Annotated in this window: 20 protein-coding genes; 11 read left to right on the top strand and 9 right to left on the bottom strand. The window is 52.3% G+C overall.

Annotated features, from left to right (window positions below):
• Window positions 1–132 precede the first annotated feature (132 nt).
• From BUA40_RS12785 to BUA40_RS12770, 4 genes are all read left to right on the top strand, one after another.
• A complete protein-coding gene (locus BUA40_RS12785; RefSeq protein ID WP_249268861.1) occupies window positions 133–927 on the top strand; it encodes a V-type ATP synthase subunit I in 795 nt (264 codons plus the stop codon).
• 130 nt (window positions 928–1057) lie between these two features.
• Complete coding sequence (locus BUA40_RS12780) at window positions 1058–1495, top strand: V-type ATP synthase subunit K (protein WP_072801246.1); 438 nt, start codon at window positions 1058–1060, stop codon at window positions 1493–1495.
• Window positions 1496–1513: 18 nt separating this feature from the next.
• Window positions 1514–1969, top strand: a complete 456-nt coding sequence (locus tag BUA40_RS12775; RefSeq protein WP_072801245.1) for a V-type ATP synthase subunit K — start codon at window positions 1514–1516, stop codon at window positions 1967–1969.
• Between the two features lie 125 nt (window positions 1970–2094).
• Window positions 2095–3012, top strand: coding sequence for a TraB/GumN family protein (locus BUA40_RS12770; protein WP_072801244.1), 918 nt, complete (start codon window positions 2095–2097; stop codon window positions 3010–3012).
• A 54-nt stretch (window positions 3013–3066) separates the two neighbouring features.
• On the opposite strand, the gene BUA40_RS12765 is transcribed toward BUA40_RS12770, so the two are convergent.
• The 9 genes from BUA40_RS12765 to BUA40_RS12725 all read right to left on the bottom strand — a co-directional run bounded on the left by BUA40_RS12765 (window position 3067) and on the right by BUA40_RS12725 (window position 15612).
• Window positions 3067–4269 carry an SUMF1/EgtB/PvdO family nonheme iron enzyme gene (locus BUA40_RS12765; protein WP_072801243.1) on the bottom strand — a complete coding sequence of 401 codons (1203 nt, stop codon included), beginning with the start codon at window positions 4267–4269 and terminating at the stop codon, window positions 3067–3069.
• A gap of 81 nt (window positions 4270–4350) precedes the next feature.
• Window positions 4351–5190 (bottom strand): diadenylate cyclase CdaA, encoded by an 840-nt coding sequence (cdaA, locus tag BUA40_RS12760; protein WP_072801242.1) that lies wholly within the window; start codon window positions 5188–5190, stop codon window positions 4351–4353.
• Window positions 5177–6058, bottom strand: a complete 882-nt coding sequence (gene folP, locus BUA40_RS12755) for a dihydropteroate synthase (protein ID WP_072801241.1) — start codon at window positions 6056–6058, stop codon at window positions 5177–5179. The genes cdaA and folP overlap by 14 nt, the downstream gene beginning before the upstream one ends.
• On the bottom strand, window positions 6058–8190 hold the full coding sequence (gene ftsH, locus BUA40_RS12750; RefSeq protein WP_072801240.1) for an ATP-dependent zinc metalloprotease FtsH: 2133 nt from the start codon (window positions 8188–8190) through the stop codon (window positions 6058–6060). Before ftsH ends, folP begins: the two co-directional genes overlap by 1 nt.
• Before the next feature lie 17 nt (window positions 8191–8207).
• Window positions 8208–9341 carry a tRNA lysidine(34) synthetase TilS gene (gene tilS / locus BUA40_RS12745; protein ID WP_072801239.1) on the bottom strand — a complete coding sequence of 378 codons (1134 nt, stop codon included), beginning with the start codon at window positions 9339–9341 and terminating at the stop codon, window positions 8208–8210.
• 258 nt (window positions 9342–9599) lie between these two features.
• Window positions 9600–10889 carry a histidine-type phosphatase gene (locus BUA40_RS12740; protein ID WP_072801238.1) on the bottom strand — a complete coding sequence of 430 codons (1290 nt, stop codon included), beginning with the start codon at window positions 10887–10889 and terminating at the stop codon, window positions 9600–9602.
• A 15-nt stretch (window positions 10890–10904) separates the two neighbouring features.
• A complete protein-coding gene (gene hisI, locus BUA40_RS12735) occupies window positions 10905–11255 on the bottom strand; it encodes a phosphoribosyl-AMP cyclohydrolase (RefSeq protein WP_072801237.1) in 351 nt (116 codons plus the stop codon).
• 2 nt (window positions 11256–11257) lie between these two features.
• Entirely contained in the window at window positions 11258–12538 is a 1281-nt protein-coding gene (locus BUA40_RS12730) for a glutamate-5-semialdehyde dehydrogenase (protein ID WP_072801236.1), read from the bottom strand.
• Window positions 12539–12762: 224 nt separating this feature from the next.
• On the bottom strand, window positions 12763–15612 hold the full coding sequence (locus BUA40_RS12725; RefSeq protein ID WP_072801235.1) for a glycoside hydrolase family 2 protein: 2850 nt from the start codon (window positions 15610–15612) through the stop codon (window positions 12763–12765).
• A 120-nt stretch (window positions 15613–15732) separates the two neighbouring features.
• On the opposite strand from BUA40_RS12725, the gene rplU reads away from it, so the two are divergent.
• The 7 genes from rplU to BUA40_RS12690 all read left to right on the top strand — a co-directional run bounded on the left by rplU (window position 15733) and on the right by BUA40_RS12690 (window position 23834).
• Window positions 15733–16218 carry a 50S ribosomal protein L21 gene (rplU, locus tag BUA40_RS12720; protein ID WP_072801234.1) on the top strand — a complete coding sequence of 162 codons (486 nt, stop codon included), beginning with the start codon at window positions 15733–15735 and terminating at the stop codon, window positions 16216–16218.
• 3 nt (window positions 16219–16221) lie between these two features.
• Window positions 16222–16482: a 50S ribosomal protein L27 gene (gene rpmA / locus BUA40_RS12715; protein ID WP_072801233.1), complete on the top strand. Its 261-nt coding sequence runs from the start codon at window positions 16222–16224 to the stop codon at window positions 16480–16482.
• Window positions 16483–16611: 129 nt separating this feature from the next.
• Window positions 16612–18933 carry a hypothetical protein gene (locus BUA40_RS12710; RefSeq protein WP_072801232.1) on the top strand — a complete coding sequence of 774 codons (2322 nt, stop codon included), beginning with the start codon at window positions 16612–16614 and terminating at the stop codon, window positions 18931–18933.
• Complete coding sequence (locus BUA40_RS12705; protein WP_255369312.1) at window positions 18933–19718, top strand: inositol monophosphatase family protein; 786 nt, start codon at window positions 18933–18935, stop codon at window positions 19716–19718. The genes BUA40_RS12710 and BUA40_RS12705 overlap by 1 nt, the downstream gene beginning before the upstream one ends.
• An 80-nt stretch (window positions 19719–19798) precedes the next feature.
• Window positions 19799–21613: a glycoside hydrolase family 9 protein gene (locus tag BUA40_RS12700; protein WP_083585407.1), complete on the top strand. Its 1815-nt coding sequence runs from the start codon at window positions 19799–19801 to the stop codon at window positions 21611–21613.
• Window positions 21614–21933: 320 nt separating this feature from the next.
• Complete coding sequence (gene gdhA, locus BUA40_RS12695; protein WP_072801230.1) at window positions 21934–23283, top strand: NADP-specific glutamate dehydrogenase; 1350 nt, start codon at window positions 21934–21936, stop codon at window positions 23281–23283.
• Window positions 23284–23501: 218 nt separating this feature from the next.
• Window positions 23502–23834: a hypothetical protein gene (locus BUA40_RS12690; protein ID WP_072801229.1), complete on the top strand. Its 333-nt coding sequence runs from the start codon at window positions 23502–23504 to the stop codon at window positions 23832–23834.
• Window positions 23835–23920: the final 86 nt, after the last annotated feature.

The raw sequence follows: 23920 nt of genomic DNA, 5'->3' as shown, positions 1-23920 counted from the left end.
TGTTGCAATCGCGTTAGGGATAGTGACCCCTTGGGGACAAGACCCGCGCAGCGGGGCTTGGTTCTGGGAGGTGAGCGGCAAGCGTAAGCGAAGCCGATTGCCCCCAGAATATAGCCCGACCCACACGACAGTGTGGGGAACGCCCAAATAAAGAAGACGTATTACCTGGACATCACCAATTACGGCTGGTTGCCTGAACCGCTGAAGAACGCGATGCTCTGGATCCGCACTAGTGCCCCGACAGACCCTGCGAAGTTCGAAGCCTACAAGGCCTTCGCCCAGTCGATCACGATCTTGCCCGAAAGCTTCGTGCCGAAGGCTGCAGGTGCCTCCCAGATGCAGCATATCCAGCTGTTCTGCTTCTGCATCGCCGTGGTCCACTTGAGTATCGCTCACGTGTGGAACGTGTGCGTGCGCATCAAGCGCAAGGACTCCACGTTCATGGCGCAGGTGGGCTGGCTTATCGGCTGCTGGGTGATGTTCTTCCTTGCGTGCCAGATGGTGCTCGGTATCGACATGCCGAAGTTCGTCATCCCGATGTTCATCGTGGAAGCCGTTCTCCTGGTGCTCTTTACCGTGCCGCCCAAGAGGCTCAAGCAGGACTTCATCAGCATCCCGATGCTCGTGCTCGACGTGGTGAATAGCTTTACCGACGTGATCAGTTACATCCGTCTGTTCGCTGTGGGCATGTCCGGTGCGGCCATCGCCGAGGCGTTCAACGACATGCTCTCGCCGCTGTTCGGCTCCGCTGTCGGTATCGCCGGTGCGGCATTCCTGCTGCTCTTTGTGCACGGCCTGAACATCGCGCTTGCGGTCATGGGCGTCGCCGTCCACGCCGTACGTCTTAACACACTCGAATTTTCAAATGGACTTGGCCAGGAATGGAGCGGATTCGCGTTCGCGCCCTTCGCCAAGCAGAAAAATTAAACCAAGGGATAATTCCCGCTACTTAATGAGGAAAAAACAATGGAACCGAATACAATGGTGACTCTCGCTACCGTGAGCCAGAAAGCGACTCAGCGGGAGCGAGTCGTGCTGGCGAGAGAACAACCAAAGGTTGTTCGGTCATTATAGGGGTGCTGCAGCTGCGCTTGGCATTGCGGCAATGGGCTCCGCCCTTGGTTGCGGAACGGCTGGTATGTCCGCCATCACCATGTGGAAGAAGGCTTATGCCCAGGGCAAGAGCGCTCTCTTCACGCTCCTGGTGTTCGTGGGTGCCCCGATTTCCCAAACGATTTACGGCATGCTCTTGATGAACTTCATCTTGAGCAAGGCTGCTGAATCCGGCTTTACCAACTGGGGCGGCTGCCTCGGCGCCGGTATCTTCGGCGGTCTCGGCATGATGGCTTCTGCCTGGTACCAGGGCAAGTCCGCGGCTGTGGCTTGCGATGCTCTCGGTGAAACCGGCAAGGGCATGGTGAACTACCTGATGGTGCTCGGTATCGTGGAAACCGTGGCCCTGTTCGTTCTCGTGTTCTCCATGATGGTGCTTTAATCCAGCGAGGTAACACGTATGGATCAAGCTCAACTTTTAACGCTCGCGAAACTCGGCGCGGTGGCGGCCCTGGGCCTTGCCGCGGTGGGTTCTGCGCTGGGCTGCGGGACTGCCGGCATGGCGGCCATCGGGGCCTGGAAGAAGGCGTATCTCAAGGGTAAGAACGCGCTGTTTACGCTGCTCATCTTCGTGGGCGCGCCGATTGCGCAGACAATCTACGGCATGTTGCTGATGATGTACATCCTGAACAAGTCCCAGACGGCTCCGGCCAACTGGGCTGCATACCTGGGTGTGGGCATCTTCGGTGGCATCGGCATGATGGCTTCTGCCTGGTACGTGGGCAAGTCCGCTGCGGACGCCTGCAACGCCCTCGGCGAAACCGGCAAGGGCCTGGTGAACTACCTGATGGTGCTTGGCGTCGGCGAAACCGTCGCGCTGTTCGTCATGGTGTTCTCGATGATGCTCGTGTCGTAAAATAAGGTGTTATCCTGAGCGAAACGCCGTGAGGCGTGGAGTCGAAGGATCTCCTTTACACAAGAGGACCGCTAAAGCGGTCCTCTTGTTTTTATTGAGTGAATCGTAAAAATTATATTGTACACATGCTCAGATTACTTGTTGCCACTCTGTGTACCTTGTTATTCTTGACAGGATGCTCTGCATTGGGTGATGGTTCTCCGAAAAAGCATCTCTTCTGGAAGGTTTCCGATTCCAATTCTACAGTGTATCTTCTAGGGAGTCTCCATTTTGCAGATTCCTCGTTCTATCCACTTGATTCGGTCATTGAAAATGCTTTTGACCGGTCGGAAGAATTGGCGGTGGAAATAGACGTAAGCAATGATTCCATTTCGCAGCATCTCGCCTTGATGTCGGAACAGTATGGCTTTTTTCACGACGGAAGGAGTCTCGATAGCGTTATTCCAGCAAATGTTTCGGCATCTCTTGACAGCCTTTGCCTGGCGTGGAATCTGCCGCTAGGTTCCTTTTCCCGCTACAGGCCTATGTCGGCTGGGATGACCGTGACTGCTGTTGGAATTATGCGCTTGGGCTATGACGCAAAATTGGGAACTGATGTCCATTTTCTAAAAAGAGCTCGTGATTCAGGGAAAAATATTATCTCGCTGGAAACGGCAGAGGAACAAGCTTTTGTACTTACGGGAGGCGACGATTCAGACTCGTTAGGAATTTTTTATTTGGAAACGATCCTTCGGGAAACATCCTTTCTTGATTCAGCCACCAGGGGTTTGATGCGTGCGTGGAAAACAGGAAATGATTCCCTTTTTTGTGCCTACATGAATTTGGATACGGTTCAGTTGAACCATACAGATTCCCTGTTCAAGAATGAAATAAACGAGCGCATTTACTTTTCTCGTAATCGCAAAATGGCGGAGAGCATTGCAGACTTTTTAGCAAAAGATCGCAAGATTTTTATGATTGTAGGTGCGGGGCACCTGGCTGGCGATCACGAAAATGTCATTGACATCCTCCGCGTCAAGGGCTTTATGGTTGAGAAACTGTAATAAAAAAAAGGAATCACATTTGTGATTCCTTTTTGTTTTATCAAATTGAAAATCTTATTTGCAGCAGCGGAAGCCGACGTTGGGGTATTGGTTCTGCGGATAGAAGCTGAACTTGTTGTCGGTGCATTTGCTTTCGTTGTTGGTGTTCCAGGCGCCGCCGGCGACTAAGTACATGTTCGGGTGATCCTTGCTCGTGGTTGATGTCCATTCCCAAAGGTTTCCGTTCATGTCGTACATACCGTACCAGCTGCGGCACTGTTCCTTACGGCCACTGCGCTTGGCAGCCTTCGTGTTGGTGTTGCACTTGTTCTGCTTGTAGCTGTCGCCGTAGCTGTAGCGAGTATTGTCCTTGCTCTTGCAAGCGGCTTGCCATTCGGCGAGGCTGCAAAGGTGCTTGCCTTCTTGCTGGCAAAGGCTTGCGGCCTGTTCCTGACTCACCATGTCGCGGGGGAGTTCGTCGGCTTTGTTCGGGTATTCGTAAGCGTCTACGCAAACGGTCTTGCCGCCGAGCGGAACGGGGTAGGCGTTCTTGCCGCAAATGTTGTCGCTAGCCATGTCGTATTTGGCTTCTTCCCAGGCAGAGCGGTTACCCACGGAGTCTTCGGCGTAGAAGAATACAGAACCAGTCTTGTTATATTCAATGGCTTTGCCTGCTTCTTGAGCGTGGAGCGTGTCGCCAATCGAAAGGAATGTCTTGCACTTGATTTCTTCGCACTTGACTTTGAGCTTGATGGGATCGTAGTAGCGGCCTGCAGGCGGTGCGATTTCAGCGACCGGTGGCACCTGGTCGGCAGCACGGATGCTGTCTTGAATGCGCTTCTTTTCGAGCGAGTCGGCCTTGGCTTTTTCGATAACGGCCAAAGAATCGGCGATGCGCTGCAGGCTGTCGGCGCGGGCCTTGTCGATAGCGGCAAGGCTGTCCTTGATGCGATTCAGGCTGTCGCGTACATGGCGAATGCTGTCGCGGTTCACGTTATTCTGGAGGGCAGCCAAGGAATCTGCAATGCGTAGGCTATCGGCAATGCGAGAGCTGTCGGCACGGGCTTGTTCCAGAGCACGCAGGCTATCGAGTGTGTGGCGACGCTGCATCTCAAGAGCGGTCTCTTGTTCCTTGGCCAGGGCATCTTGCTTAATCTGGTCCAAGTGGCATTGCACAATAAAAAGGGTCACCAGCAAGAGGAACATCAATACGAGAATTGCGATGTTCTTCTTTTTGCGGCGAGATTTTACCTGATCTTCTGTTTCGTTATTACTCATAAAAATCCTTTAATCCAATTACCTGCTACCAACTTCCTACAGTCTTCCGTCTACCGTCAACCGTCTACTGTCTACTTCCTACTACCCTGCCTTTTCTTCGGCGGTTTCGGACTTTGCCGATTCGCGGACGTCGTTAAAGAGTTCGCCCCAGTGGCGAATGATTTCTTGCTTGAGTTCGGCGACGCTGATGTTTCTGCGCAGCGTGTTGCGGTAGGCGATAGAGATGTAGCCAGTTTCTTCGGACACTACAATCACAAGGGCGTCGCATTCGGCGGCCAATGCCTTGGCGGCGCGGTGACGCATGCCGTAGCCCGCTTCTTTTTCGGCGTTACCCGTGGGCATGGGCAAGATACAGCCGGCGGCAATAATGCGCTTGGTGTTCATGATGACTGCGCCATCGTGCAAGGCGGAATTCGGGAAGAAGAGGGCACGTAAAAGTCTAGAGCTGATTCGGGCGTCCAAGATTTCACCGGTGTCGGCGTAGTTACGCAGGCCTACGCGCTTTTCAAGCACAATCAGCGCACCGGTGTGTGTCTTTGCCAGGTCTTGGCAGGCGCTTGCGATGGTCTTGGTGATTTCGTCGAGACCGCTGGAATGGAAAAACAGGTTGTGAAAATCGAGTTTACTTGCGGCCTGACCGATACGGGTGAGGGCGCTTCGAATTTCGGGCTGGAAAAGAATCACGAGAGCGATAATACCGAGGGTTGCAAGGTTACTGATAAGCCACACGACGGTATGGAGTTCCCACCATTGCGCAATAATCCAGGCAAGAATCAAGAGCAATCCACCGAAAATCATCTGGGCGGCACGCGTACCGCGGAACAGCAAGAAGATGTAGTAAATGATAATCGAAATCAGGAGCACGTCCAGAATATCTGCTGGACGCACATCGATAATCCCGAATAGCTTAAACAGAATCATTTCTTAACGCCTCCAAATACAACAAGGATTCCTTGGCCTCTTTCACGTCATGCACGCGAATGCAGCTGGCGCCACCGAGTACGGCAACGATTCCTGCCGTAACGGTCGGAATCAGGCGGTCGCTGTTTTCGAGGCCGGGCATTTTACCAATATAGGACTTGCGCGAGGTCCCGATGAGAACGGGGTAGCCGTCTTTCAGGAATTCTTCGGTGGATTTCATCAAATCGATGTTGTCCTGCGCCGTTTTTCCGAATCCAATACCCGGATCGATGCAAATCTTTTCGCGTTCGACGCCGAGGTCCAAAAGCTTTTTTACCTGCGACAAGAGTTCTTCGCGGACTTCCTGTACTACGTTCGTGTACGGCTTGAAGTCCTGTTGCATGGTGCCAAAATTTCCGCGAATGTGGTTCAGCACAACGGCTGCCTTGGTGTCTGCGACGGTCTGGAGCATGTTCGGGTCCATGGCGCAGGCGCTAATGTCGTTGATGATGTGCGCGCCGAGCTTCATGGTTTCTTCGGCGACCTTGGCTTTGACCGTATCGACCGAGATGTAGAATTCGCGTTCTTTGGCGAGCTTGGCCAGGCGTTCTACCACGGGGCAGACTCGGTCCAGTTCTTCTTGCAGGTTGACAGGGGCGCTTCCCGGACGGCTGCTTTCGCCACCGATGTCTAGAATTTCGGCGCCCTGGTCCAAAAGCATCATGGCATGTTCGTAAGCGGCGTCAGGCTTGTTGTGCTTGCCGCCGTCAAAAAAACTGTCCGGAGTCACATTCACAATACCCATGATCAGCGGGGTCTTGCAAGGCAGAACCTTGTTGCCGATTTTCCAAGGGAGAGAGCGACTATGATCCAGAACTTCTTTGAACATTACGAATTTTCCTGATGAGATTCTACAGTAGATGATTGGGCATCGCCGTCTTTTGCAGGAGTGGTTCCTGCGGCGGGTGCGGGCTTGATTTCTGCTACGGGTGCATCAGTGACCGGTGCTACCGGCGGTTGCTTGCCCGGATCAGGAGGCGGCGTGTTTTCGCGCTTCTTCTTTTCTTCCATTTCTTCGAGCGCCTTGTACTGGCGGCTCTTCTTGGTGCCGGTCAGTTTTTCGCCGGCCATCACGCGGTCAATTTCTTCGCGGTCAAGCACTTCGAATTCGAATAGTGCTTCGGCAAGGTCGATGAGCTTGTCCTTGTTTTCTTCGATGAGTTTCTTGGCGGCCAAGTCTAAACGCTTGATGAGATTGTTCACTGCGTTGTCGATCTTTTCGGCCATCATTTCAGACATTTCTTTCGGCTTGCTAATTTCGCGGCCGAGGAACACTTCGCCGTCGGTGCGGCTGTAGCATACCGGTCCGATTTCGTCATCGAAGCCCCATTCCGTCACCATCTTGCGGGCAAGTTCAGTAGCGCGCTGAATGTCGTTGCTGGCGCCCGTGCTCTGGTGGTTGAAGAAGATGAGTTCGGCGAGGCGGCCAGACATCATAATCATGATGCGTTCTTCGGCGTATTCGCGGCTGTAGCTTACCTGGTCGCGTTCGGGCAGACTCATGGTCACGCCGAGGGCGCGTCCACGCGGAATAATCGTAATCTTGTGGAGCGGGTCGGAATGCTTGCACAAGAGCGTCATCAAAGCGTGGCCTGCTTCGTGGTAAGCGGTGTGGCGCTTTTCTTCGTCGGTCATCAGGAGCGTGCGGCGCTCGGCACCCATGCTGAGCTTGTCGCGGGCTTCTTCGAAGTCGAGCATCGTGACTTTCTTGTTGTTGAAACGAGCGGCCAAGAGGGCGGCTTCGTTCACCAAGTTTTCGAGGTCTGCACCTGCAAGACCAGGAGTTCCCTTTGCGACAGCCTTTACATCCACGTCGTCGGCCAGAGGAACCTTACGCTTTTTCAGGTGAACCTTCAAGATTTCTTCGCGGCCTTTCAGGTCGGGGAGTCCCACCACAATCTGGCGGTCAAAGCGGCCGGGGCGCAACAAAGCCTTGTCGAGCACGTCGGGGCGGTTGGTTGCTGCAATCAAAATCACGCCTTCGTTGGCGGTAAAGCCGTCCATTTCCACCAGCAACTGGTTCAAAGTCTGTTCGCGTTCATCGTGACCGCCACCGAGACCAGCGCCACGCTGGCGACCTACGGCGTCAATTTCATCGATGAACAGAATGCACGGAGCGTTCTTCTTGCCGGTTTCGAAGAGGTCGCGCACGCGGCTAGCGCCCACGCCCACGAACATTTCCACAAAGTCAGAACCGGACATGCTAAAGAACGGTACACCTGCTTCGCCTGCAACAGCGCGGGCAAGGAGCGTCTTACCGGTACCCGGAGGGCCAACGAGCAAAGCTCCCTTCGGAATACGTCCGCCGAGGGAATCGAATTTTTTCGGGTCCTTCAGGAATTCGACGAGCTCCTGCAAATCTTGCTTGGCTTCGTCGCAACCGGCCACATCATTAAAGGTGGTCTTCTGCTTACCGTTCAACTGTTTTGCCTGGCTCTTGCCAAAGCTGAACGGACCCTTGCCGCCGCCACCCATCTGGCGGTTCATCATCAGGTAGAAGAATACGATCAGGAGAATTGCGGGCAAGAATGCGACAATCGTGTCGAGCCAGGTGCTGGATTCGTGAATGACCTTGACTTTGACGCCTTTGAACATTTCCCAGGCGGTAATTTGGTCGTTGCTCACTTCGAGCATGTGGCTACGGAAGGCTTTCGTGTTGCCGTTGTCGGCTGATTTGGTGAAACGGGCGAGAGCGCTCTGGCTCTTTTTCGCTTCAGCCTTTTCTTCGGCACTCATTTCGCGTTTACCTTCGATAATCACGCCATCGGGGGTCTTCTGGAGCGAAAGTTCGGTAATGACCTTGGTGGAGTCGCCCATCATGGCCAAAAATTCGGTGCGCGTAATGTTGTTTTCGCCGTCTTTCCCTGCAAGCGGGAACATGACGAACAACAAAAGAATCATCACCAACAAAATGATAAAGTTCTTGCTACGGTAGGGGGGAGTAGGTTTTCCTTGACTCATAAATTCCTTTTATACGTTCACTTGCAAGATACAAATTTTAGGGCTGCCTCGACGCTTTCAAATTCGCAAATGAAGACGGTTGAGCCGTTTTTGACGATAGAACGCTTGCGGTAAGCGGCGCGTACGGGAATTTTAAGATGTGCGGGCTCTTTTTGGTCGTAGAAGAACCCAATCGGGAAGCGGAAACCCTGCTCCGAAAGCCACAAACGGAACATTTCCGATAAGTCCGTACAGGCATGCTCCCGCAGAATTTTGCGGAGAGCCTTCTTGTTCAAAGCGATGATGGTATGAGGTGTGAGGTCGGTCGCTTCGCTCCCTTTGAGGTGTGAGAATGGAGCCGTGTCACCCTGACCCTGAACTTGTTTCAGGGGAAGGGTCTCTTGAAACATCGCGTCGCATTCTTCAATTACTTTCGCATACGCCTTGTCTGCCAACTGGGCAATTCTGCACAATTGCGTCGCAGCGCCTGGGCATTCTTTTTCCAGCTGCGGGAGAAATTCGTGCCGCACCTTGTTTCGTGCGAATTTTACATCGGAATTGCTTTCGTCTTCGCACCACTCAAGATTATTTTCACGAGCATACGCAAGAAGTTCCGCTCGAGTCACATTCAGAAAAGGACGGTAAATGTTGCCTCGTACTTCTTGAATTCCCTTGAGGCCTGCTAGCGTTGTTCCTCGGCGGAGTCGCATGTACATGGTTTCCGCTTGGTCGCCCGCATGATGCGCCGTTACAATGACTAATGAGGTATGAGGAATGAGGTCGGTCGCTACGCTCCCTTTGAGGTATGAGGTTTTATGCGGGAGAAATGAGTCATCCTGAGTGATTTCTGCTAATGCTTTGTACCTGGCTTCTCTCGCGTTTTCTTCGAGTGACCCTTCGGCATTTTTTAGCGCTTCGCCATCTAGCTTTTTCAAGAAAAATGGAATGTTATGTTTTTTCGCGAAAGCTTCAACAAATGCGGCATCGCGGTCGGCTGTTCCGACCCGCAGTCCATGATGTACATGCGCAATTCCCAGCCATTCAATCCCGAGCGCTTCGCGATTCTTGATGAAATAATGCGCCAGACAAATAGAATCTAGACCGCCCGAAACCGCAAGCAACAGGCGCTTGAACCCATGACGTCGAATACTATCTGCAATGGAATCTTTCAAAAGAAGCCTTAAACCCTTTACTGCCTAAAGATAATAATTTATATTTGCCCCTCAAGGAGGCCGTTATGGCTAAAAACAGAGCGAAAGCGGCGGGCAAGGTTGCCGATGCCGCAACGGAAAGTGCAAGAATGCGAACGCTCCGCATAGACGGCTCCCAGAACGGAGCAACGCTACGGACTAGAATCGTCCGCGACAAAACCAAGTACTCGAGAACCCTTAAACACAAAAAGTCCCTCGCGGATGCGGGGGATTTTTCTTTTACTTTCTATAGAACTCTCTTACGTCGTCCCAGCGGTAATATGGCGCGGCGGGGCAGTTCTTTACTGTTGCTGTATCGCATGTCACGGGCAGTTTTTGCTCGATTTCGTTGAGCATCACCTTTACCAAAATGGGGGAGCCTTTCTTGGCGGACTTGTAGAAGATAAATTGCACGTTCGCGGCCATCGGGGTGATTTCGTAGTCGCGCCAGACTTTGTGCAGGTTTTCCATGTCGGCGGTTTCAATTCCGGTATTCATCGAACCGTTTTCTAATTGCAGCAATACGGCGAACGGAATGATTACAGTATCGTGTCCGAAGCGGAGTGTGGCCGTTGTCTTTTTGGCAGTCTTGTCGGCCTTTGTCGTGTCGGCGGCAATCACCTTGTCGGCTTCGTCCAGAACGTTTTTCAGGAGCGGGCGTGCGTTTTCGAGGCCCTGCTTTTTGGCGAAGGAATTGTTGCCGAGAACGCTATACCACCAGGCATTTTGCGCGTGCCAGCGAGCGGTGAGTTCTTCGTCGGTCCACAAATCGTCAAAATTGAATTCGATTTCGGGGCTGCCTTGCAGGCTGTTTCCGATTTCATAAATCTTGCTTAAAAGATCGCCTCCGTCTACATTCTTCTTGATGTAGTTGGAATCGTTGAATATGGCGCGCATCATGCGTGTCGGATTCACATGGCTGTATAGCTTTTCGTTTTCCTTTTGCCATGCGGGCGTGTTCGATTCGTTGATAATTTTGCCGAAATCAAGCGGGCTGATAAAACTCATCAAGTATTTGCCCGATTCCTGGTGAATCTCGACCTTGGGCTTTTGTGCATGCAGTTCTTCGAGGAATGCGGCCATGCTAACGACGCAGCGCACGCTAGTGCTAGCGTAGGCTTCAACGTAGGCATCGTTCTTGAACACTTCGGGGAAGTTCTTGACCATGCGCTTTGCGATTCCCTGGTGCTGGGCCACGCCGAGCTGGGTCAAATCGCCTGCGCGCGGGGCGGCGTATTCGTCCAGGTACTTGGCGCGTTCAAGCAGGCTTTTACCCAAATCGGTGAGCTTGCCTAAGGAATCGGCCTTGGCGAGCGTGTTGTACAGAGCATGGTAATGGTCGGCAGGCTGGTGAAAGCGGCTGCCGTGTCTGCCGTAATGGCTCAGGTAAAACGGCTTGTAGCCGGCGGGAGCCTTGGTATACTTGGCGGTCGGAGTGGGGTAGGCGTAGTAGTTGCTACCCATCTGGTGACGGTCCTGGGCAAATCCCGAAATCGCCATCGTGAGCAATAGTGCGAGAATTTTTTTCATCTCACATTTCTCATTTTATTTTTCACATTTTTTAAAGAAGCAGCTGCGGGCACCCGTGTGGCAAGCCACCTGCGGACCCTGCATGCGAACCTTAAAGAGTAAAGCGTCGCTGTCGCAGTCGGCGGCCCATTCCACGACGGTCATCACGTTTCCGCTGGTGTCGCCCTTGTGCCAGTATTCCTTGCGGCTACGGCTCCAGAACACCATTTCGCCACATTCGTGTGTGCGGCGGAGTGCTTCTTCGTTCATCCATGCCATCATGAGAACATCGCCCTTATCTGCATCTTGAACGATTGCGGGGGCAAGTGCAACGCCGTCCACAACGACTTCGAATTTAATCTCTTTAATCAGTTCATCAAATTTCATGATTAACCTCTCACCTGGCCATTGCCGCGGAGAATCCACTTGTAGCTGCAGAGGCTTTCCACGCCCATGGGGCCGCGGGCATGCAACTTGTCGGTCGAAATACCCACCTCAGCGCCGAGGCCGTATTCGCCACCGTCGGCAAAGCGCGTACTGGCGTTCACCATCACGCTGCTGCTGTCCACGTTCGCGACAAAGTAGTCTTGGACGCTAGTGTCTTCGGCGACCACAGCTTCGGTGTGGCGGCTGCTGTTCTTTTCGATATGGTCGCAGGCTTCGGCTACGTTATCGACGAACTTGACGCTTGCCTTGAGGGCCAGGTATTCGTGGTGGTAATTGCTGTCGTCGCCAATGTCCTTGATACGACTGTCGTGGTTCTGGGCGTCCTTGTTGCCAAAGAGTTCTACGCCGCGGTCGGCGAGGCAATCGATCAACTTCTTGGTAGTGGCATCATCGATATGGCGGTCGATAATCACGCATTCCATGGCGTTGCACACGCCGGTGCGCTGCGTCTTGGCGTTGATCAGAATGTTCACCGCCTTGTCCATGTCGGCGGACTTGTCCACGTACACGTGGCAAATGCCGTTGAAGTGCTTGATCACGGGAATCTTGCTCTGTTCCACGACCGCGCGGATCAGGCGTTCGCCACCGCGAGGAATCACGAGGTCGAGGCAATCGTTGCGCTGCAGGAGCATGCCCACCAGGTCGTGGCTCGTTTCGGTCACGAGCTGTACGGCGTCTTGGTCGATGCCTGCTTCGGCGAGGGCTTCGTGGAAGATTCCGGCGAGGCACTTGGCAGAATTCAGAGATTCCTTACCGCCACGCAAAATTACGGCATTGCCCGCCTTAAAGCAGAGGCAAGCGCCATCGATCGTTACGTTCGGGCGGCTTTCAAAAATAAAGAATACGGAACCGATAGGCACTGCCACGCGGCTAATCTTGATGCCGTTCTTGAGTTCGCGGCTTTCGAGCACTTTGTTCAGCGGATCTGCAAAGGATGCAATTTCTTCGGCACCCTTGGCCATGGCCTCGATGCGGGCGTCGTTCAAAGTCAGGCGGTCCATCTTCGAGTCGTCGAGCTTTCCGGCGGCTGCTTCAAGGTCAATCTTGTTTGCGGCAAGGATTTCTGGCTTACGATCGCGCAAAATCTGGGCAACGCGATTCAGCACGGCGCTACGCTTTTCTCCCGGCAGGGTACGGAGCGTCTTGCTTGCCTTCTGGGCGTTTCTGGCCAGAAGGTCGGAGTATTCTTCCAAGTTGGAATATTTCAAGTTGGAGCAAGTCATAAGCCGTTTTTATCCTTTTTTGTGTATTCTACGTGATTGTTTCAATTGTTTTACAATGTAAAACTTGATTTTCATCACATTGGAGTATAAGTTAGTAACGTACAGGTTTGTTTTTACCCGCGACGTGGGTTTATAGTCGCAAGGTATCGGACTTGGGTGTTTAGACTCGGCGCATTCCTTCTCTCTCGGGGAGCGCCGAGTCCTTTTTATTTTGTTCTAAGCGATTACAGCAAGTTCACGATCGTCGCAAACAGCTTGTCGGCGAGCACGTTCGTTTCCAGACCTTCGAATACGTTGAACTGGTTGAACATGATCTTGCCGTTACCGAACGGGTAGAGCTGCAGGTCAGAACCGGTCTTGACTTCGCCGTCCTTCAGGGTCACAGAGCGTGCGAACACCTTGGCGCCCGGCAGTTCGTTCAACGAAATGCTCGGCATGATGGCGGCGGCGTTGCTGTCGAGAACAGAGGCTTCGCCGAATACCGGTGCAAGTTCAGAACCCTTGGGCAGGTAGTGCAAGCTGAGTTCGTTTGCGCCCGTGCTCCAGTGAGATTCGATGTTGCAGTCGAACTGGTGGCTCTGGTTCATGTAGTCGATATCTTCTTGAGTGAGGTCGGAGAGCAAGAGAGTCTTGCCGCCGTTCTTCACCACGTCTACAATCTTGTCCAGGATTTCGTCGGGCCAGGAGCTCAAGTTGGCGGTAAAGATCACCTGTTCCGGGCCAGTGAGTGCGGCGAGAGCGTCGCTGGATTCTTCACTGTTGTCCAAGAAGCAGACCTTCTTCATGGCGCTCTTCACGTCGGCTTCGGCGATTACGATCAAGTCTTCTTCGGTCGTATGAATCTTGTTGCCGTCGTTAATGAGCGTGACCTGCAACTTGTAGCTACCTTCGGCACGCGGAGCCATCATGGTGCAAATGCCCATCTGCGTAAGGCTCGTCTTGCCGGCGGGTTCTTCAGGGGAAATCTTGTCGGTGGCAAGTTCCTTGCCCTTGTCGTCTACCAGCTTGACTTCAACAGAAACGTCTTCGTAACGGCTGTTGTTCAAGAGCGTCACCTGGAAGCTGATTTCGGATTGCGGGGCAACCACGTGTTCCAGTTCGCTGATGAGAGCACGGCTCGGAGTCGTGATTTCCTTGGAGAAATCTTCGAAGCCCTTGCTCACGCGGTTTTCGTCGCACAGACCGTCAAATTCGGTACCGCAGTCGGCCCACTGGTCCAGGAAGAAACCTGCAATCTGCGGGTTGCTCTGGAGAGCGGTAATCTGGTCGAGCTTACTCTTGATGGCGATGCGGTTGGCGTCGGCCACAAAGCTCTTGTAGTCCTTCCAAATGGACATGTCGCTTTCCACGAAGGTTTCGATTGCCTTGATGGCGTTCTTGATGGCCTTCTGGTTCTTGGAGCTGCGCGGTCCCTTGATGTTGGTTGCCGTTTCCGGGAGGAGCGTGTGGTTCTTGAGCGTCACCAGCATCTTGTTGTTGATGTCGCTGACTACATTTTCCTCTTCGTCCTGGAAGTGGCTATCGCCAAGGCCCGTATCCGGCACGGAAATTTCTTCGGCGTCGCGGTCGAAGCTGTGAGCCAAGAAGTGCGTGTAGGCGGCATTCGGCGTCATACGCGGGTTCATGCGGAGCGTGGCGTAGGTCGAAATCTTGTCGACAGACACGGGCAAGAGCTTGCCGGTATCCTTGCGGAAGTTGCCTTCGTTATCGATGTAGATACTGTTCAGGTTGCTAATGACCGGGCGAGTCATGTCCACCGGGCTGATAGCGTTCAACAGCTTGTTTCCGTTCTGCAATAGGAGCGTTCCGTTTTCGGCACCCATGACCCATGCGCCAATGCAGGGGTGGTTGTGCTGTTCGGCCACGATGTCGTTGATTAGTTTCTTGACGATTTCAAGACCCTGGGCGGTAGACCTCATGGTGTGGATCGGGAATTCCTGGAACACGATAAGGCCCAGCTTGTCGCAAATGTCGAGGGCCTGGTTCGAAAGCGGGGCACCGCAGCTGCGGATAGCGTTGTAACCGGCGGCCTTCACAGCCTGCAGGTCCTTTTCCAGCTTTGGGTTGTCGAATGTCCAAAGGCCACCTTCGCTCCACTGCTGGTTGTAGGAGATGCCCTGGATTTTCAAAATCTGGTCGTTCAGGTAGTAGTCGCCCTTAAGACAGTCGAACTTGCGGAAACCGAAGGTGCGCACCACGGGGAACGCGTATTCGGCGCGCTTGATTTCCTTGCCGTCCTTTTCCTTGCCGGCTTTGATTTCCATCTGGAATTCAATGGCGTAGACATTGGGGTGTTCGGGGCTCCACTGGAACTTGTGGCGCTGCTGTTCCTTGACTTCGAAAACAAAACGCTGGGTCATGTTTTCCTTGTCGAGCTTCAGGTTGTTCACGAACTGCTCGTAAACGTCGCCATCGGGGTTGCGCATGAGCACGCGGAGCCTGGTCTGGAAGCCGCGGGGGTTGTTGAAGCTGATTTCGCAGGCGATGCGCTGGGTGTCGGCATCGGGTTCGAGCTTCACGTCAGAAATAAAGGCTGCGGTACCGAGAATCAGGTCCACATGGCCAAAGATACCACCAAACGGGTACTGGGTCCAGGGGAGGCCGACCGGGAGTTCGCCCGGGTGGACAAAGCGGTCGTCGGCGCCGTCGGCACTTTCGCGGCCGAAGTCGATACGGCTGTTGAGGGCGCCCATGTTGGCGACGCGTACGCAGAGCACGTTTTCTTCGCCGAGTTTCAAGGCCTTCTGGAGTTCAATAATAAAAGGAGTGTAGGCGCCAAAGTGGGTGCCCAGGAGCTTGCCGTTCAGCCAGACGGTGGCGTGGCTTGCAATGCGTTCAAAACGCAAGAAAATGCGCTTTGCGACCTGCTTTTCGTCATCGATGGTAAAACGCTTGAAGTAGAAGGCGCAGTCGTGCGACATCAAGAGCTTGTCAAAAGCCCTTTCCCAAATGTGGGGGACTTGCACTTCCTGGGTGTCTTTGGGGTAAGTAGCGTACCAACGATTAGAAATACCGGCATCTTCGGTGTCCCAAATCATCTGCCAGTCGCCATCAAGGCTCAAAATCTTGCTCATTCGAGGTTCCTTTATGAAATTTTGAGGTGAAATTTAGAAAAAAATGGGCTTTTGTCTTTACATTTTTCCAAATTTTGCTACATTTGGGGTCCCAATAGCAACCAAAAAAGGATTACAAAAATGTATTCTATTGTTGAAACAGGTGGTTTCCAGTATAAAGTTGAGCTGGGCAAGGCTTACAAGGTCCCCACGCTCGATGCCGCTGTTGGTTCCGAACTGGAGCTCAAGTCCGTTCTTCTTTTCGCAGGAAAAGAAGTGCAAATCGGCACCCCTGTCCTGAACGACGCCTCCGTGAAGGTTGAAATTCTTGCCCACGGCAAGTATGACACCGTCATCGTTTACAAGAAGAAGCGCCGTACCCGTTACGAACGTCGTAACGGTCATCGTCAGGGCTATACCGAGGTGCTGGTTACGGAACTTCGCTCCGGCGCAGAATCCGCAAAGGTCGACTCCAAGGTTATCGATCGCAACCGCGCTCGCGTGGCTGCCCTCGCCAAGCAGAAGGTGCAGAATGTGCCTCTGACTCGCAAGGAAAAGATTGCCCAGGGTCTCCCGAAGCCCGCCAAGGTTAAGAAGAACTCTCTGCGTAAGGCTAAGGAGGTATAATCCATGGCTCATAAGAAAGGTCAAGGTTCAGTACGTAACGGCCGCGACAGTAACGCCAAATATCTTGGTGTGAAGAAGTATGCGGGCGAAGTCGTCAAGGCTGGCAACATCATCGTTCGTCAGCGCGGTTCTCACTTCCACAAGGGCACCAACGTTGGTATGGGCAGAGACTTTACTCTGTTCTCTCTCGTCGATGGCAAGGTGAAGTTCGAACGCCTCGATGCAAAGCGTCAGAAAGTTTCTGTCTACCCGGAAGAAAACTAATCGGTTTTGAATCGTTTAGAGCCGGCGGTACCACAAGTACCGTCGGTTTTTTTGTATTTGCTATTAACTAACCACTTCCTACTGCCTACAGTCTACTTCCTACTATTATTTTTTGCTATTTTATGGCCGATGTCTAGACTTTATACACTGCGTGTGGCGCTTTTTGCTTTGTTTGTTGCTTTGTCCGCCTTTTTTGCGGGCTGCTCCGATGACGACAGTTCCATAGAATTTTTGTTTGACCGTGAAATATCGGATGTCTCGGTGTTGCAGGAATGTGCAAAAGACGCCGACAGCGGATCCTATTGCTTTAAGGTGCGCTTCCGTTATCCGATCGATACGGAAAACCTCGAAACGATTTACCTGTGGGTGGATTCCACGGTGGTGGGCGACACGGCAAAGACTGTCAACGACGACAAGATTGCGAAGGCTACCGACAGTTTCAAGTTCCCTTCTGGAACGGAATCCCTGTTCGATACCATTGACGTGACCTCTTATATTCAGGATTTCGTGAAGGCTGGCCGCGATAGCCTTTTGGTGGCGATCTACTGTGACTATTCCAGCGGAAGACCCGGTACGGTGCAGCGAGTCTATTTGCATTTTGGAGACAAGATCGATCCGTCCGTAGTGACCATTACCGATTCCATGTGGACGACGGGTTACTTGATGGAATGGTCCAGGTCTACCGACCAGACGAATTACTACGAACCCAATGAACTTTCGGGGCCCATTTACGGCTACAACATTGAATTCTATACCGAGGACAAGGACGAAGATATCCGGAATCTCAAGGTAAAGCTTGAAACGCCGGACGGAATTGATTCCACGGGCGAAACCTTCAAGATCCATTATCGAATCACGGCCAACAACGATTCTATGTGGGTCGATACGGTGTCCCATGGCGACAGGGTGAAGAACTACCTGCGCATTATGGTCACGGACGGCAAGGGCTATAATCAGGAAAGCTTGGATTCCAACGTGTTCCGTCTCATTGTCGAAGGCCTGAAGGCTGAATCCAGGTATTCCGTTACGATTTCTTCGTGGGATGTCTCGAAGAACGAATCCGACAAGTTCTGGAAGAACTTCATGACGACGGATTCTGTCGCGCCCTTGATGCCAACAAAGCTGTTTACGATTAAGGATTCCTTGTTCCCTGAAACGGCACGGTTGGATAGCAATAACCGTTTGGCTATTTTCTGGAACAGAAGTGTCGATCCGTACAAGAGGGATCATGGGATCGGTGTGGATTCCGTATTGACTATTCCGGATACTTGCCTTTTCCAGGTATGCTACGATACGGTGCAGACCTACAGGATTGAACGCTTGAACCCTTGCAGCGGAACGTGGGATTCCATTGCCTATGCGGGCGGCTCGAACCGCTACAGCAAGCTGTACAAGCTTTCTGATGATACGATGAAGGTTTCTTCGACGGGAAACTTCGTGACGGACACCATTCGCTGGGTTTCTCCGGGAGATACGTTGATTATCCGAATCCGCTCCATCGATATGTCGGGTTACTATTCGGTGGCTCTGGTAGATACTATTGTGGTGTCGCCAGGGGCGCTTGCGAACGAAATTGAATGTCCCGAAGGTTTTGTTCCGGTGAAGGCTTCCGATACGACGGCGTTGTTCTGCATGGAACGCTTGGAGCATCAGAACGATTCCGGCGCCTTTATGACTAACGTGCTTCATTCCGAAGCCTTGGCGACCTGCGAAGCGATCTCAGCAGATGGTTTCAACGTAAGCCTTTGCAATGAACGCGACTGGGAACTGGTTTGCCTTTCGGGTGGAAAGCTTGCTTACGGCGTTGTCCAGGAAGATACGCTGGATGTGCTGCAATTCTTGATTACGGATTGCAACGTGTCTACCAACGATTCTATCACTGCGATGGATGTGTCGAAGAGAACTTCTCGCTGCATGAATTCCATGGGCGTGCGTGATTTGCCGGGCCAGTTGCAGGAATGGGTGAATGGCCGCTCCGAAGATACGCTGGCCGTGCTCAAGGGTGGCTCGTACAAGATTCTGGGCGGCATAGAGCGCGAAATGCAGGCGCAGTGCGTTAGACGCAGTTTCCCTGTCTTTACGCGTCTTGCCTACACGACGGATTCTGTTTACCTTTACCGCGAAGGTACCAAGGTGGATACGGTTTTTGCAGCGGACACCTCGAGGACTTTGTATAAGGTGCTTACGCAGAAAGATTTCACGGACAGCCTGCAGTTCTTTGATGTGCAGGATTCCAACGGTAATTCTGTGGGCACGGACTACGCCCCCTATTCCGAATACAAGAAGGGTGGCGACGAATGGCTCGAAAAGATTGGCAACGGCATGAAGTATGTGCCTGACCACGTTGAAGTCGTATTCCTTACGGGAGAACATGTTTCTTACCGCGGGGTGGCGAATTTCTATAAGTCTCCCAGCATCGGTTTCCGTTGCTGTGCATACAAGAACGAATAATGAATAATGATGATTTTTTGAAAGTCGCAGAAGCTCTCGCTAAACAGGCGGGGGCTCTTTGTCTAGAAATCCAGCAGGATCTGGGCGATATTAAGTACAAGTCCAAGAAGGACGTGGTGACGCGTGCCGACATTGCAAGCGAGAAACTGATTGTAGAAGGCCTGCGCAAGGCGTTTCCCGAACATTCGATCCGCACTGAAGAAGCGGGAATTATCGAGGGCACGGATCCGCGTTACCGCTGGATTATCGACCCGGTCGATGGTACGGTGAATTTTAGCCGTGGAATCCCGTTCTGGGGGATTTCGATTGCGCTCCACTTTGAAGGCAAGCCGCTTGTCGCGGTGGTGAACTTGCCTAAGCTGGGTGAACTCTTTACGGCCGTAAAGGGCGGGGGAGCGTTCATGAACGGCAAGCCAATCCATGTGAGTGATGAATCGGATCCTGTGCATGCGATTGTGAGCAACGGTGACTTTAACGTGGGCGAGGTGGCCAAAATCAACGCCCAGAATTCCAAGAATTTTGCCCGAGAAGCCGAAACCTTCGAACGCGTCAAATGCTTTGGCTCGGCCGTTATCGAGGGCTGTTTTACCGCCTGTGGGCGCCTGGACTGCTTCGTGATGACCATGAGCTACCCCTGGGATATTGCAGCCATAGCCTTGATTGTCGAAGAAGCTGGCGGCAAGTCGACCCATATTGACGGAACTCCCATGCAGTTCGTAGATGCCGAACAGGTTATTTTTAGTAACGGAATTTTACATAAAACGTTGATAGATACTATCTTGTAAACTTTCTTTTCGTGTGAAAAATCTCCAAAATAAGCTATATTGGCATTGGGTTTGCGGTGTGGTCATTTTTGGAGAAAGTCATGAATTGTAGAAAATACCTTTTGTCGGGCCTTGCCGTTTTTGGTTTGGCTGCGACGAGTGCTGTTGCAGCACTTAGCACCGACGACTATGTGGAAGCTGCGTGGATGACAACCCGATTCTTCGGTGCGCAGCGTTCTGGCCAGGGCCCCAACTGGATTTTGGATGGCACGAGCAACCCGACTAGCTTTACCAAGGATAGTTATAACGGTAAAGACGTGAGCGGCGGTTGGTTTGACTGCGGTGACCACGTGATGTATGGTCAGTCCCAGGGTTACGCCTCTTATGTGCTCGCCTTGGCTTATGCCGAATTTACCGAAGGTTTCTACGACCTTTATACCGGTGACTACACCGACTACAAGGAAGCCAACAACTATACCATGAAGAGCGGTAAGCCCAACAAGGTACGTGACCTGCTCGAAGAACTCCGCTACGAAGCAGATTTCTGGGTAAAGGCTGCCATCGATGGAAACAACTTTGTGACGGTCAAGGGCGATGGTAATGCAGACCACCAGAAATGGGTGACTGCCGGTGCCATGAGCAAGCTCGGCTCGGGCGAAGGTGGTGAACCGCGTTCAATTACGGGTAACGCAAACGATGGCTTTACTTCGGGCCTTGCCGCCGCTATGCTTGCCGTGATGGCTCGTGTTGACCCTGATACGGCAAATCAGGCTAAGTACCTGAAGGCTGCAAAGACTGCCTATTCTTACGCCAAGTCTCACAAGGGCGTTACGAACTCTCAGGGCTTCTATGAATCCAGTTGGTGGGATGGTCGTTGGGAAGACGGCCCGTTCCTTGCTGAACTTGAACTTTACCGCACTACCGGTGAAAATTCTTACAAGACAGCCGCTATTGACCGTTATGATAACTTGAAGTTCAGCCTGGGCGAAGGCACGCACTTTATGTACAGTAACGTGGTGCCGCTGTCTGCCGTGATGGCCGAAGCCGTGTTCGAAGAAACTCCGCATGGCATGCGTAAGGAAGCCATCGGCGTGTTGGACTTGATCTACGAAGAAAAGGCCAAGGACAAGATTTTCCAGAATCCCAATGGCATGGGTTCGGGTAAGTTCCCGGTACGTGTTCCGTCGGGTGGTGCTTTCTTGTACGCCTTGTCTGACAAGTTCAATAACACGAACGAACACATGGAAATGATCGAAAAGAACGTGAGCTACTTGCTTGGCGATAACGGCAGCAAGAAGTCTTACGTGGTCGGTTTCTCCAAGAACGGCGCAAATGCTCCGTCTAGACCGCACCATCGTGGCTACTATGCTAACGAAAACGCTGGCGTCGAAGTCGGCGGTGCTCCGAATCCTCCCGAAAAGAACAAGCTCTTGGGCGGTATGATTGCTGGCGACTTTACTAGCGGAAACCATGACGGCAATACGTCCAACTGGCAGACGAACGAAGTTTGCGTTGACTTGAACGCTCCGCTCGTTGGCGCTCTCGGCTATATCTTGAGCAAGAAGGCTCCGAAGACCGACGAAGATCTCGGCATCAAGTCTATTGTCAAGAAGGACACGACGAAGAAGGATACGGTTGTCAAGGATACGACGAAGAAGGATACCATCGAAGCTATCGTTCCACGTCTTGCCTTGGCCAAGAGTTTCAACCTGACTTCTAACGGTTCCTTGGTGAGTGTTTCCCAGGTTGCACGCAAGCCCTTCAAGGTGCAGGTGTTCGACCTCACGGGTAAGCTTGTTCAGGAACTCAAGAGCGAAGGTAGCGACCTTCAGTTCAAGATCCAGAGCAAGGGTGTGTTCCGCGTCCGCGTGATGTCTGCCCGAGTCAGTGAAATGTTTACGGTGAAGTCTTACTAATATTTCCGTAAATAGCCCCATTTAATGAGGCCCCGCCGTTCGGCGGGGTTTTGTTTTTACAGTTTTGGTAGTTCTTGTTTGTAAAATAAATTTTACTTTTGTTATAAAAATATCAAATCTTACAAAAATGTAAGTTTTTGAGATAGTGCCCTTTAATTTTTTACGAAAAAACGCACTTTTGATTTCTGTTAAAAAAGTAACTTACAAAAATGTAAGTTTTTGAAGATTTTTGCCCGTTTTTCACTTTTTTCCAATCGTCTTTGCTATCTTTACAGCCGTTGAAAACATTAACAATCAAACTCTCAACGGAGATATAAAAAATGGCAATCAAGAATGCTTACCTTCAGAAGGTTTATGACAAGGTCGTCGCCCGTGATCCGGACCAGGCCCTCTTCCACCAGGCTGTCCGCGAATTCCTCGAATCCCTCGACCCGGTCCTCGAACAGGACAAGTCTTGGGAAACTAACGGCGTGATCGACCGCCTCGTCGAACCGGAACGCGTGATCACTTTCCGCGTACCTTGGCTCGATGACAAGGGTAACGTTCAGGTCAACCGTGGCTACCGCGTGCAGTTCAACTCCGCTATCGGTCCTTACAAGGGCGGTATCCGTCTCCGTAACGAAGTTACTCTTTCCATGCTGAAGTTCCTCGGCTTCGAACAGATCTTCAAGAACAGCTTGACCACGCTCCCCATGGGCGGCGGCAAGGGCGGTTCCGACTTCGATCCTAAGGGCAAGAGCGACAACGAAGTGATGCGTTTCTGCCAGTCCTTCATGACTGAACTCTGCAAGCACGTCGGTGCCGACACGGACGTTCCGGCTGGTGACCAGGGTACTGGCGCTCGCGAAATCGGTTACATGTTCGGTCAGTACAAGCGCATCCGCAACGAATTTGTGGGCGTTCTCACCGGTAAGGGCCTCTCCTACGGTGGTTCTCTCGCTCGTACCGAAGCTACCGGTTACGGCCTCTGCTACTTCACTCGCGAAATGCTCAAGGACCTCGCTAACGACTCCTTCCAGGGCAAGACTGTCGTGATTTCCGGTTCTGGTAACGTTGCTCAGTTCGCTTGCCAGAAGGCAACTCAGCTCGGTGGCAAGGTCGTGACCATGTCCGACTCCAACGGCTACATCTACGACCCGAATGGCATCAACCTCGACATCGTTCTCGACCTCAAGAACGTGAAGCGCGCTCGTATCAGCGAATACGCCAAGCTCGTTCCGGGTTCTGAATACCACGAAGGTTCTAAGGGTGTCTGGACGGTCAAGTGCGACATCGCTCTTCCGTGCGCAACTCAGAACGAACTCGACCTCGAAGGTGCCAAGGCCCTTATCGCTAACGGCGTGAAGGCCGTTGCTGAAGGTGCTAACATGCCGTCTACTCCGGAAGCTATCGAAGCCTTCCAGAAGGCTGGCGTTCTCTTTGGACCTGCCAAGGCTGCTAACGCTGGTGGCGTGGCTACCTCCGGTCTCGAAATGTCCCAGAACTCCGAACGTCTCTCCTGGACCTTCGAAGAAGTGGACAAGAAGCTCGAAGGCATCATGAAGAGCATCTACGCCGCTGCTTCCTCTGCCGCTGTCAAGTACGGCCAGAAGGGCAACCTCGTCATGGGTGCAAATATCGCTGGCTTCCTCAAGGTTGCCGATGCCATGAAGTGGCAGGGCGCTGTCTAACAGACCGAATCGGCTAAATTCTCCAGAATCCTTACTCTGGAGCCGATTCTCTCGCAATCGCGACCGGTTAATACCGGTCGCTTTTTGCTCACGGAAAAATTCTTAAAAAGAATTCACTTAAAAAAGTCTCCCGGTCAAAAGCCGGGGGCTTTTTTTGTTAAAAAAATTATAGATTATGTATGTGCAACATGTGTTGTGCTTTTTTTGAGAGGTAAGGAATGAACAAAATACTTTGTACACTGGCAGTTGCCCTTGCTGGGTATAGCTTTGCTGGAGAACTGGATGTGGTCTATGCCAATGCGATCGCAAAAGATACGAATGGTGTCGACATACCGAATGGCAACTACATCTTGAACCCGTTCGCCATGGGTGGAAAGATGGTCCCTGTCTACATTTCTTCTGTAGAAGAGTCTGCAAGCGGTCTTGAAATTTATCCGCAAGAAGCGGTAGGGCGTCAGTACGCGCTGACTTGTGATTCTCCGGTGAACGTTTTTTACAAGGTAAGCGATGCTGCGGGAATAGAAGCCTACGAGAAGCTAAAGGTGACGTAAACCCCAAAAGTTGGACACAACTTTAGAGGTTTGCATGACAAAAATACACACAGAAGAGGAATGGCAGAGGGTCCTAGACCTGCACA

The organism is Fibrobacter sp. UWT2, from assembly GCF_900142545.1.
Lineage (GTDB): Bacteria > Fibrobacterota > Fibrobacteria > Fibrobacterales > Fibrobacteraceae > Fibrobacter.
This window is presented reverse-complemented; position numbering and strand designations above follow the sequence as displayed.

Coding starts and splice junctions, on each gene's coding strand:
- BUA40_RS12775 (WP_072801245.1), top strand. CDS start 1,514: ATGGATCAAGCTCAACTTTTAACGCTCGCGAAACTCGGCGCGGTGGCG.
- BUA40_RS12770 (WP_072801244.1), top strand. CDS start 2,095: ATGCTCAGATTACTTGTTGCCACTCTGTGTACCTTGTTATTCTTGACA.
- BUA40_RS12765 (WP_072801243.1), bottom strand. CDS start 4,269: ATGAGTAATAACGAAACAGAAGATCAGGTAAAATCTCGCCGCAAAAAG.
- cdaA (WP_072801242.1), bottom strand. CDS start 5,190: ATGATTCTGTTTAAGCTATTCGGGATTATCGATGTGCGTCCAGCAGAT.
- folP (WP_072801241.1), bottom strand. CDS start 6,058: ATGTTCAAAGAAGTTCTGGATCATAGTCGCTCTCTCCCTTGGAAAATC.
- ftsH (WP_072801240.1), bottom strand. CDS start 8,190: ATGAGTCAAGGAAAACCTACTCCCCCCTACCGTAGCAAGAACTTTATC.
- BUA40_RS12740 (WP_072801238.1), bottom strand. CDS start 10,889: ATGAAAAAAATTCTCGCACTATTGCTCACGATGGCGATTTCGGGATTT.
- hisI (WP_072801237.1), bottom strand. CDS start 11,255: ATGAAATTTGATGAACTGATTAAAGAGATTAAATTCGAAGTCGTTGTG.
- BUA40_RS12730 (WP_072801236.1), bottom strand. CDS start 12,538: ATGACTTGCTCCAACTTGAAATATTCCAACTTGGAAGAATACTCCGAC.
- BUA40_RS12725 (WP_072801235.1), bottom strand. CDS start 15,612: ATGAGCAAGATTTTGAGCCTTGATGGCGACTGGCAGATGATTTGGGAC.
- rplU (WP_072801234.1), top strand. CDS start 15,733: ATGTATTCTATTGTTGAAACAGGTGGTTTCCAGTATAAAGTTGAGCTG.
- rpmA (WP_072801233.1), top strand. CDS start 16,222: ATGGCTCATAAGAAAGGTCAAGGTTCAGTACGTAACGGCCGCGACAGT.
- BUA40_RS12710 (WP_072801232.1), top strand. CDS start 16,612: ATGTCTAGACTTTATACACTGCGTGTGGCGCTTTTTGCTTTGTTTGTT.
- BUA40_RS12705 (WP_255369312.1), top strand. CDS start 18,933: ATGAATAATGATGATTTTTTGAAAGTCGCAGAAGCTCTCGCTAAACAG.
- BUA40_RS12700 (WP_083585407.1), top strand. CDS start 19,799: ATGAATTGTAGAAAATACCTTTTGTCGGGCCTTGCCGTTTTTGGTTTG.
- gdhA (WP_072801230.1), top strand. CDS start 21,934: ATGGCAATCAAGAATGCTTACCTTCAGAAGGTTTATGACAAGGTCGTC.
- BUA40_RS12690 (WP_072801229.1), top strand. CDS start 23,502: ATGAACAAAATACTTTGTACACTGGCAGTTGCCCTTGCTGGGTATAGC.